7 protein-coding genes are annotated in these 8900 nt (G+C 38.7%); 1 reads left to right on the plus strand and 6 read right to left on the minus strand.

The annotated features are described in order from the left end of the window. Positions 1–405 precede the first annotated feature (405 nt). Positions 406–1848 carry a cytochrome ubiquinol oxidase subunit I gene (locus VB797_RS07405; RefSeq protein ID WP_323237028.1) on the minus strand — a complete coding sequence of 481 codons (1443 nt, stop codon included), beginning with the start codon at positions 1846–1848 and terminating at the stop codon, positions 406–408. A 116-nt stretch (positions 1849–1964) separates the two neighbouring features. On the opposite strand from VB797_RS07405, the gene VB797_RS07410 reads away from it, so the two are divergent. Next, positions 1965–2105, plus strand: a complete 141-nt coding sequence (locus VB797_RS07410; RefSeq protein WP_323237029.1) for a hypothetical protein — start codon at positions 1965–1967, stop codon at positions 2103–2105. A gap of 107 nt (positions 2106–2212) precedes the next feature. Here the strand turns inward: VB797_RS07410 and VB797_RS07415 are convergent, their stop codons facing one another. From VB797_RS07415 to VB797_RS07435, 5 genes are all read right to left on the minus strand, one after another. Then, positions 2213–2896, minus strand: coding sequence for an MBL fold metallo-hydrolase (locus VB797_RS07415; protein ID WP_323237030.1), 684 nt, complete (start codon positions 2894–2896; stop codon positions 2213–2215). A 314-nt stretch (positions 2897–3210) separates the two neighbouring features. Then, entirely contained in the window at positions 3211–3546 is a 336-nt protein-coding gene (locus VB797_RS07420; protein ID WP_323237031.1) for a DUF5615 family PIN-like protein, read from the minus strand. 30 nt (positions 3547–3576) lie between these two features. Continuing rightward, positions 3577–3918, minus strand: a complete 342-nt coding sequence (locus VB797_RS07425; RefSeq protein ID WP_323237032.1) for a DUF433 domain-containing protein — start codon at positions 3916–3918, stop codon at positions 3577–3579. 46 nt (positions 3919–3964) lie between these two features. Then, complete coding sequence (locus tag VB797_RS07430; RefSeq protein ID WP_323237033.1) at positions 3965–4207, minus strand: hypothetical protein; 243 nt, start codon at positions 4205–4207, stop codon at positions 3965–3967. Between the two features lie 60 nt (positions 4208–4267). Then, positions 4268–8668, minus strand: coding sequence for an NACHT domain-containing protein (locus VB797_RS07435; RefSeq protein WP_323237034.1), 4401 nt, complete (start codon positions 8666–8668; stop codon positions 4268–4270). Positions 8669–8900: the final 232 nt, after the last annotated feature.

The raw sequence follows: 8900 nt of genomic DNA on the forward strand, positions 1-8900 counted from the left end.
ATGGGGAGATAGGGAGATGGGGAGATAGGGAGATAGGGGGATAGGGAGATGGGGGGATAGGGAGATAGGGAGATGGGGGGATAGGGAGATAGGGGGATAGGGAGATGGGGAGATGGGGAGATAGGGGGATAGGGAGATGGGGAGATAGGGAGATGGGGAGATGGGGAGATAGGGGGATAGGGAGATAGGGAGATGGGGGGATAGGGAGATAGGGGGATAGGGAGATGGGGAGATGGGGAAATAGGGAGATAGGGGGATAGGGAGATAGGGAGATAGGGAGATGGGGAGATAGGGGGATAGGGAGATGGGGAGATAGGGAGATGGGGAGATAGGGAGCAAGATGCTCCCACTACAAATATTTTTTATTTATAACTCCTAACTCTTAACTCCTAACTCTTAACTTTATTACTGTTGTGCTTCCACAGGACGTTCATCGGGGATGAATTGCGCTGGTGTGGTTTCGACTGCGGGTTTTTCTTCTATTCCCGGTACGGGTAAATTAAAGTTAGGTCCCCGACGAATAATCCGACTACCGAAAAATAACGCAGCAATAAATAAGATGCTGTAAACTGTTGCGAAGCAAATAAGTGTTGTTAACACATTACCAGGTGGGATATTTGATACTGCATCAACTGTACGAATTTGGTTGTATACAGTCCAAGGCTGTCTGCCGACACAACGTACAATCCAGCCGGATTCTACCGCTATATAACCCAAAGGTGCAGCGAAAATCCAACCAAGCATCAACCAACTTTGCTCAGTAATATTTTCTGCCGAAAGCTTTCCGCGTAACCACTGAACAACACTCAATAACATTAATCCTGCAAAGAAAAAACCGATCGCAATCATGGTACGGAAAGCATAATAAATTAATCCGACCATATGCGGTCGATCTTCCGGTTTCCACGTTTTTAAACCCTGTACGGGTTCGGAAAGCTTTTGTTTAAATTCTAAAATATAGCCTAAAGCATTAGGAACAGTAATTTGCCAAGCATTTTTTTCCGTCTTCTCATCGGGTATTGCTAATAGACTCCAATCAGCGCTTTCCCCTGCTGGTGTGGTTTCCCATTGCGCTTCCATCGCGGCTAACTTAGAAGGTTGATAGTGATAGACTTGTTCACCGCTCAAATGTCCTACCCAAATTTGTAGAGGTGCGACAATGATAGCAACTGCGATCGCAATTTTTAAAGCAATCGAAAAGAAAGCTGGATTCCGCTGATTAAAAATGTACCAAGCGCTGATTCCACCAATCACAAACAGCGAAGTTTCCAAAGTTGCCAGGAACATATGCGAAACACTCACAGCCATAAAAGGATTAAACACTGCTTTGAAATAATTGCTAACTACAAACTCACCATTAATAAAACTTCCACCTGCGGGAGTTTGTAACCAAGAATTAGCCGACAAAATCCATAAAGTTGACAGATTCGCGCCAAAAGCAACCAAAATCGTCGCCATATAGTGAATTTTCGGGTTAACTCGCTCCCAACCAAACACCATAATCCCTAAAAAAGCAGCCTCCAACATAAAAGCCCAAGACGCTTCAAAACCGATGACACTGCCAAAAAAGTTACCAATAGCTTCCGAAAGCGGGCCCCAATTAGTGCCAAATTGAAATTCCATCGGAATCCCACTAGCTACTCCAATACCAAAGTTGAGAACATAAAGCTTCGACCAAAAACGAGCATGAAAATAGTAATCCTGATTGCGTGTCTTTAACCACAACCCTTCCACAACAACTAAGTAAATTCCTAAGCCCGTAGTTAAAACAGGCCATAACATATGAAAAATCGCCGTCAGTGCAAACTGCATTCGTGACAGCGCTAGTGTATTAGATAAAATTTCCATGAATATAATTAATTGCCCCTCTTGGTTGCTTTCACCTTTTACGTGTCAGCTTTGCCACTCACTAGGTAAGCAGTAAATCCTCCGAAGCGTTACATTATTTTAGTAATTCTTAACGTATGACGACGTGTCGGGGAGGGGGGAGATGGGGAGATAGGGAGATGGGGAGATGGGGGAGATGGGGAGATGGGGAGATGGGGGAGATGGGGAGATGGGGGGAATTAAGAATTTTAAAAAATAATTTAATTTATCTAAGGTAGTGCGAGCATCTTGCTCGCTGTCTATCTCAAGCGAGCAAGATGCTCGCACTACTAAATTAGATATTTTTTAATTTGGAAGTCCCTTAACTGCTAACTGCTCACTGTAATTACATTCCGCAATTTTTATTCACGGGAACTACTTGTTTCATTTTTTGGGGGAAGGGAAGGTTAAGATTTTCCATAAATTTAATAAAATCATCGCGGGTTTTTCCAGCAAAGCGGGGATTTAAGCGTTTTTCTTCCGCAATTGTGGAAACGGTATATCCTTTGTAGTCGTGAGCGGGATAAACTAAGGTTTCGTCGGGTAGGGTGAATAATCTTTTGGTAACGCAATCGTATAAAGTTCCCGCATCACCATCTTGGAAATCAGTTCTTCCACAACCGCGAATAAATAAAGCATCACCAGTTAATAGATGAGTGTTGTTGACTAAATAAGCCATGTGACTGCTGGTATGTCCGGGAGTTGAAATTCCTTCGATGGTAACTGCACCAATTTGTAATACTTGTCCGTGTTGGATATAGCTGTCAGCGCATTTTGTAGGGGAATTTTTAGGTAAAATATTTAAACATCCCGTAGCTTGACGAAGCTTTCCCGCAGCGGTGATGTGGTCTGCATGAATGTGGGTATCCAAACAGTAACGTAAATTTAAGCCAAATTCATTTAATAGATTTAAATCTCGTTCAAATTGTTCTAATACCGGATCTACAATTGCTGCTTCTTTGGTATTATTATCGGCAATTAAATAAGTATAAGTACTAGATTCTGAGTCAATAAGTTGACGGAATAACATAAATTTTAAAATTTCCTGAAGCTAACTAGCAGCTAATATTAATTTTGAAGAGAATACCATTGAACTTTAGGGAAGTGCAGTTGTCAGCAACACAATTAGTCAGATGATGTTTGTTTAGGTTTTAATTTATAAATAAGGTTATTGATAATAAAACTATTCCAAAATACTTATAAGCGTGTTGTATTGCTCGCAAATTGGGTAAAAATAAAATAATTTTTTATTGGTGGAGAGGTAAGGTTAATTTTCAACGCAGAGGAGCGCGTTGACGCGGAGCGTCTTCCCGAAGGGTAGGTAAGCGCAGAGGAACGCAAAGTTTAATTAGAAGCACGATTCACGCGAACTACTTTACCTGTTAAATTTTCTTCTGATGAAATAGCTATATTAATATTCTTTGTTAATCTTTGCCAATTAGTATCTTCTTTACAGGCAATTATTCCAGAATGACTTGGTTTAAGTTTGTGTAATTTAAATAAATCACGACGATTAAAAGTCAAAACAGCACGATTTTCGCTAGTTGCAAAATCTAAAACAGCTTCATCTGCAATTCCTGCATTGTCTGACTCTTTTGTAGTTAGAATATCGTAGCCCAAATCACGAAGTAATTCTACAGCTTGACGGGGAAACTGTTCATCAGCATAAAGACGCACCATAATTGTATTCAGATATTAAATATTTAAAATTTAATCTAAAATTGCATCAGCTTCTTCTTGTTGTTTAATCGCTGTTTCAATTTCATCTGGATATGCTTGAGCATAAACCCAAACATTCACCAAATCCGTCGCATTAAGTTGAGGATAAGCTTCTAAAATATTAGCGTCACTTGCACCTTGAGAACGAAATTTTACTAATAACCATACAGGAATACGAGTTCCTGCAATACAAGCATCTGCACCCATCACACCAGGAGTTTTTGTAATTCCACGAGGGTTTTGATTGATATTTTGGGTTAAAATGCGGATAGCTTCGATTTTTTCGACTGCTGTTAATGATAATAGCTGTGCTTCTAATTCTTTGACTGTCATAAGTTTTTAATTAGCTTTATATCTTTTTATTTTAGGCTATTTGGCTTTAGGGCAATTGAAAAGCTTCTCCATCTGCAATTGTGTAAATATCTGCTTCATCGTTAAGAAAATCCAATGCATTACCACTTTCGACAAGATGTGTAAGTTCGTTAGCTGAAGGGTAGGGAATATCGCTAAGTAATTTTGTTTGTAGTAAAGCTTGTTCTGCTGGAGAAAGTGAGTGAATGAGTTGTACTAGAGATTCTACTAATTGTGTATTAATTGCTTTATTTATGTTTAAGTTGTTCATGATAATAAGGTTAAAGGTTAAAGGTTAAAGGGTTTTAACTCATAACTCCTCACTCCTAACTTATAACTCTTCCACCGCTCCTAATGCTTTTAGTGAGGATTTTTGTTCTGGAGTTAATCCTGTAGCGTCAGTGATATTCATGTTTGCGTAGGGTTTGTTGCTGAGGGTTTTGATGCATTCACCCGTTTCGATGTTCCAGATTTTGATAGTTTCGTCATAGCTACCACTAACTAAAAATTTATCATCTGGGGTAAAAGCAACTGATGAAACTCTATTAGTATGACCTTTTAATGTTTTGATGCATTCACTAGTGCGAAATTCCCATATCTTTATAGTTTGGTCAAGACTACTAACAGCAAGCAATGAACCATCATAGCTAAATCTTAATGACTCTATTCCACAATGATTATCTTGCAAGGTTCCCACGCATTTTCCACTGTCGAAATTCCACATTTTGATTATGCCATCCCTACTACCACTTGCAATGGTTTTACCATTAGGATTCATAGTAACTGAGGATATAGCAGCATCATGTTCTTCTAATGTTCTGAAACAATCTCCAGTATTGATATCCCAAAATTTTATTGTGCAGTCTTTACTAACACTTACTATTGTTTTACTATCAGGACTAAATATAATTGATTTTATTGTATGAGTATGTCCTTGAAAAATTTGTAAACATTTTCCACTGGAAACTTCCCATAATTTAATAGTTTTGTCCAAACTTGCACTAGCAACAATTAAACCATCGAAACCGAAGACTAGATCTGACACAGAGGCTTGGTGTGCGTCTATAGTTTTTAGACAGTTGCCAGTATTAATATCCCAGATTTTTACAGTGCGATCGCCACCACTGCTGGCGATAATTTTACCGTTAGGACTTATAGAAACTGAACTTATCCACTTGTTATGTCCTCTGAGAGTTCTGAAACATTCTCCTGTATTAATATCCCAAAATTTTATTGTTTGATTATTGTTACCACTAATAATAGTTTTGCTATCGGGAGTAATAACAACTGATTGTATCCAATTACTACATCCATGCAAGGTTTGTAAGCATTCTTCAGTATTCGTATCCCAAAGCTTTATTGTTTGGTCATCGCTACAGCTAGCAAGTACTGTATCGTTTGAGTTGAGAGCAATTGCCCGAAGTCTAGCATTATGTCCTTTTAATGTTTTCAAGCATTTTCCATCATCTATAGACCAAATTTTTATTGTATGGTCAGTGCTTGCACTAAAAATAGTTTTGCTATCTTTACTAAAAGCTAAGGAATGAATTACAGCATTATGTCCACTCAGATTATTTATACATTTTCCAGTAGTGACTTCCCAGCGTTTTATCGTTTTATCTGCACCACCACTTACAATGATTTTGCTATCATGACTAAATGCAACTGATTTAATACCATATTCATTGCTCTGCAAAGTTTTAAGACAATTTCCTGTAGAGATATCCCAAACTTTTATAGAAGAATCATAACTACTACTAGCTAAAATTTGACCATTAGGAGCTATTGATACTGCCAATACAGCATGAGTATGTCCTTGCAAAGTTGTAATACATTCTCCAGTAGTGATATCCCAAACTTTTATAGTTTGATCGTCGCTACAACTTGCAAGAATAGTACCGTTTGAGTTGAAAGATAATCCATGCGCTTTATTAGTATGTCCTCGTAAAGTTTTTAAGAGTTGTTTAGTTTGTGAATGCCACAATCTTACGTTACCGGAGTGACTGCAACTAGCGATGATTTTGCTATCTGGACTAAAAGCAACTGAACTTACCCAGTTATTATGCCCTCTAAAACAAAAAATTTGCTTTCCATCAGAAACTTGCCATAAACGAATTTCCCCATCAGCACCGCCAGTTACCAGAGATTTATCATCTGGGCTAAATGCTAAAGATAAAATTAAGCCGAAAGGTTTCGTAAAAATAGAGTGACTTAAATTAGCTTTAGCAAAATTGACATTACGAAGAACTACATTACTAAAGTCAGCACCTAAAACTACTGTATTAGTTAAATCTGTATCTTCAATCGCACAATTATCTACCTTCACCAACAAAGTCCCAGCATTCCCCCCAACATAACCAACCTCACCCTCACTCTTCCCTTTCGTCTCCTCAATAACCTCTAACAACTTCTCCCCAACACTTCCTTTATCAATCATCCCCACCAACAAATCCAAAACCGCTTTCGTCAAAGGTGCTTTCCCAACTGTCTCCCTTAATTTCTTCAAAGATTCACTTTTAAAAGATTTCAGTTTCTCTAGCGGAATAGTTTTATCCCTATGACGCTGAAAGTATTCTCCCCACGGAAACTGTAGCGCTATAGTTTTTTTCTCAAAGTCTCCCCTAACAACTTCCAAAAAATCATCAGCTAATACTCCCAATTCAGCGGCAAACTTATACGCAACAAAAAATTCCAACAACGAACGATGGGCTGGAGTGTAATCACCATCAGCATTCCGCACCAACATTGTTTGCCCCATCATGTCATAATGCCAGTGGTCTAAATCTTTTTGTTCCTCAACGGCTGTTCCAAATAACCTGCGAATGCGATCGGGAAATAAGCGATAATTCAAGCTCATTTGGTCATTTGAAAGCATTTCCCAAGCGATTTCACACAGGAAATACATTTTATCTGCCAAAGATGTAAAAGTGCGATCGCTCTTTATATCCCTTTCCATTTTCCGTCGCACTGCATACAAATACACCCGCGACATATCAACGGGTTTTCCGGCTTCGATATCTGGTAATGCTTCTAAAATTAAGTCGCTCATCACCGGACGACGTGCTAAATCTAGAAGTTGGGGATTGTGCATTATCTTGTCTACGGTGTCGCTATTAGCAACATGAGAAAACACCTGTCTTATTTGTGCGTCGCTGAATTTTTCTAATTCCAACACTTCAAATTGCGGATATTCGGCGGTTAAATTGGCGACCGATGCCCGTAACTCTGCGTTTAATAAACTGCGTCCCTGCTTGGCTTCGGGGAAATGTTCGGTACGACAGGTAAGTATAACTTTTGCTCCGGGAACTACTACTTTGGCTAGTTCCCAAAAGTTGTTTACCATCTGTTGTTTATCAACTTTGGCTGCCATTTCATCGAAACCGTCAAATATTAATAACAGTTTCCCCATGCGGTTGAGTTGTTCAAATACCGAACTATTTAAGCTGATTTCGTGTTGGGAATAGAAAAATCCAGCCATGACGTTTTCTACATCCAAGGCTTTCGCGTAATCTCGCAGCAAGATAACCAGAGGTAAACGCGATCGCAACAAACCCCTTTTTTTAGCTTCCTTATACTTCAAAAGTGCATTCCAAGCATAATTAAATGCAAACCATGTTTTTCCTGTACCAAATTCGCCTAATATAGAAAGATGCTCCTTTGCAGGGTCATCTATCCACATATCGACGTAACCATCTATCCATCCGTCTTGTTCGTCGTAGCAACTAATCCCCATTTTATGTTTCGTTATGGGGTCAAATTCTTCTTTGGTACAGGCTAAAGGAACGTACAACTTATCTATTTTGCGTTTCTTCACCTCGGCTTCTAACCAATTTATATAGTTGGTAAAATCTGCGGTTTCATCTATCAGTTCGTCAAGGGTATAGCAAAATAAATTTTTGTGTTCGTCTTTACTTACTTCATCTCTTGCAGCGCGAGAAACCCGACGTGCAGCAATTAACCAGCCTTCATCAGTTTTTTGGGCTTCTACCGCTTGACGTAAAGCCATCAAATCGCTAATTTCCGCTTCCCCATCAATTCCCCTAACTAAAATTCTGTCAAAGCGTCTTCTACCTTGAATTTTGATAATCAATTCAAAATAATCAGCTTCCCAAACCTGATATTTTTCAAATTGATAACCAAGGGTGGAAAACCAACCTTGTAACTGTGTAGCTAAATGTTCGGCTTTACATACATTATTTGTCGTGTCTGTACCTGTTAATTTAGCAAGTTCAGTTTTAATTTCTCTGAGGGTTCCTAGTTGATGTAACTCTTGCTTAATAACTGACAATTCCTGCTGCAAACTCTCAATATTCCGATCCCTTTTCACCTCAGCAGGAGTACGAGTTAACTGTACAACCTTGAGAAAAACCGCGCTAAACTCGGCTAATTCATGCAATACATCAATTTTTTCTTCCCGAATTCCTGCTTCTAAAATATTCCATTCATCGGGTTGGAGAATCTTTTCAACTTCATTTATAACAATATTCGGATTATCAGCATCATAAGCTTTACGAAACGCCTTTTGGACTTTATCTTCTCGAAAAAGCTGTAAGATTGCCAGTGATTTCCCCACCCCATATTCCACCAAAGCGTAATTATAAACACCAGAAAACTCTGCTGGGGGATGATCTGGATCGAGATTAAAGTGTTTGAGTAGTTTAATCACCCTTTCGTTGCGCTTTAATTCATCTTTGGCAAAGTCGCTAATGGTACCGATAAGGGTGTCAAGCATTATCTTAAAATGGGAAGGGATTTTATTTATACTAGCGATTCCTTTCAGTATTGTGCGATTTATTTAGTTGTTGACGATACTTTTCTCAGTTTATTTACTAGTAATCTCTCTTTGACCTTATTTCCTCGGCGTACTCTGTGTCTAGTAAGGTTATTTATTCAACTTACAGACTTAGTAGGTTGGGTTAGACAGGAAAAGAAAATTAAAATTGTAATAATAATTATTAATTCTC

This window comes from Rivularia sp. UHCC 0363 (genome assembly GCF_034931125.1).
Taxonomy (GTDB): domain Bacteria; phylum Cyanobacteriota; class Cyanobacteriia; order Cyanobacteriales; family Nostocaceae; genus Rivularia.

What these genes read in the sequence shown, in the direction of transcription:
- VB797_RS07415 (WP_323237030.1), bottom strand. Translation starts at nt 2,896, where the DNA reads ATGTTATTCCGTCAACTTATTGACTCAGAATCTAGTACTTATACTTAT.
- VB797_RS07410 (WP_323237029.1), top strand. Translation starts at nt 1,965, where the DNA reads ATGACGACGTGTCGGGGAGGGGGGAGATGGGGAGATAGGGAGATGGGG.
- VB797_RS07405 (WP_323237028.1), bottom strand. Translation starts at nt 1,848, where the DNA reads ATGGAAATTTTATCTAATACACTAGCGCTGTCACGAATGCAGTTTGCA.
- VB797_RS07435 (WP_323237034.1), bottom strand. Translation starts at nt 8,668, where the DNA reads ATGCTTGACACCCTTATCGGTACCATTAGCGACTTTGCCAAAGATGAA.
- VB797_RS07420 (WP_323237031.1), bottom strand. Translation starts at nt 3,546, where the DNA reads ATGGTGCGTCTTTATGCTGATGAACAGTTTCCCCGTCAAGCTGTAGAA.
- VB797_RS07430 (WP_323237033.1), bottom strand. Translation starts at nt 4,207, where the DNA reads ATGAACAACTTAAACATAAATAAAGCAATTAATACACAATTAGTAGAA.
- VB797_RS07425 (WP_323237032.1), bottom strand. Translation starts at nt 3,918, where the DNA reads ATGACAGTCAAAGAATTAGAAGCACAGCTATTATCATTAACAGCAGTC.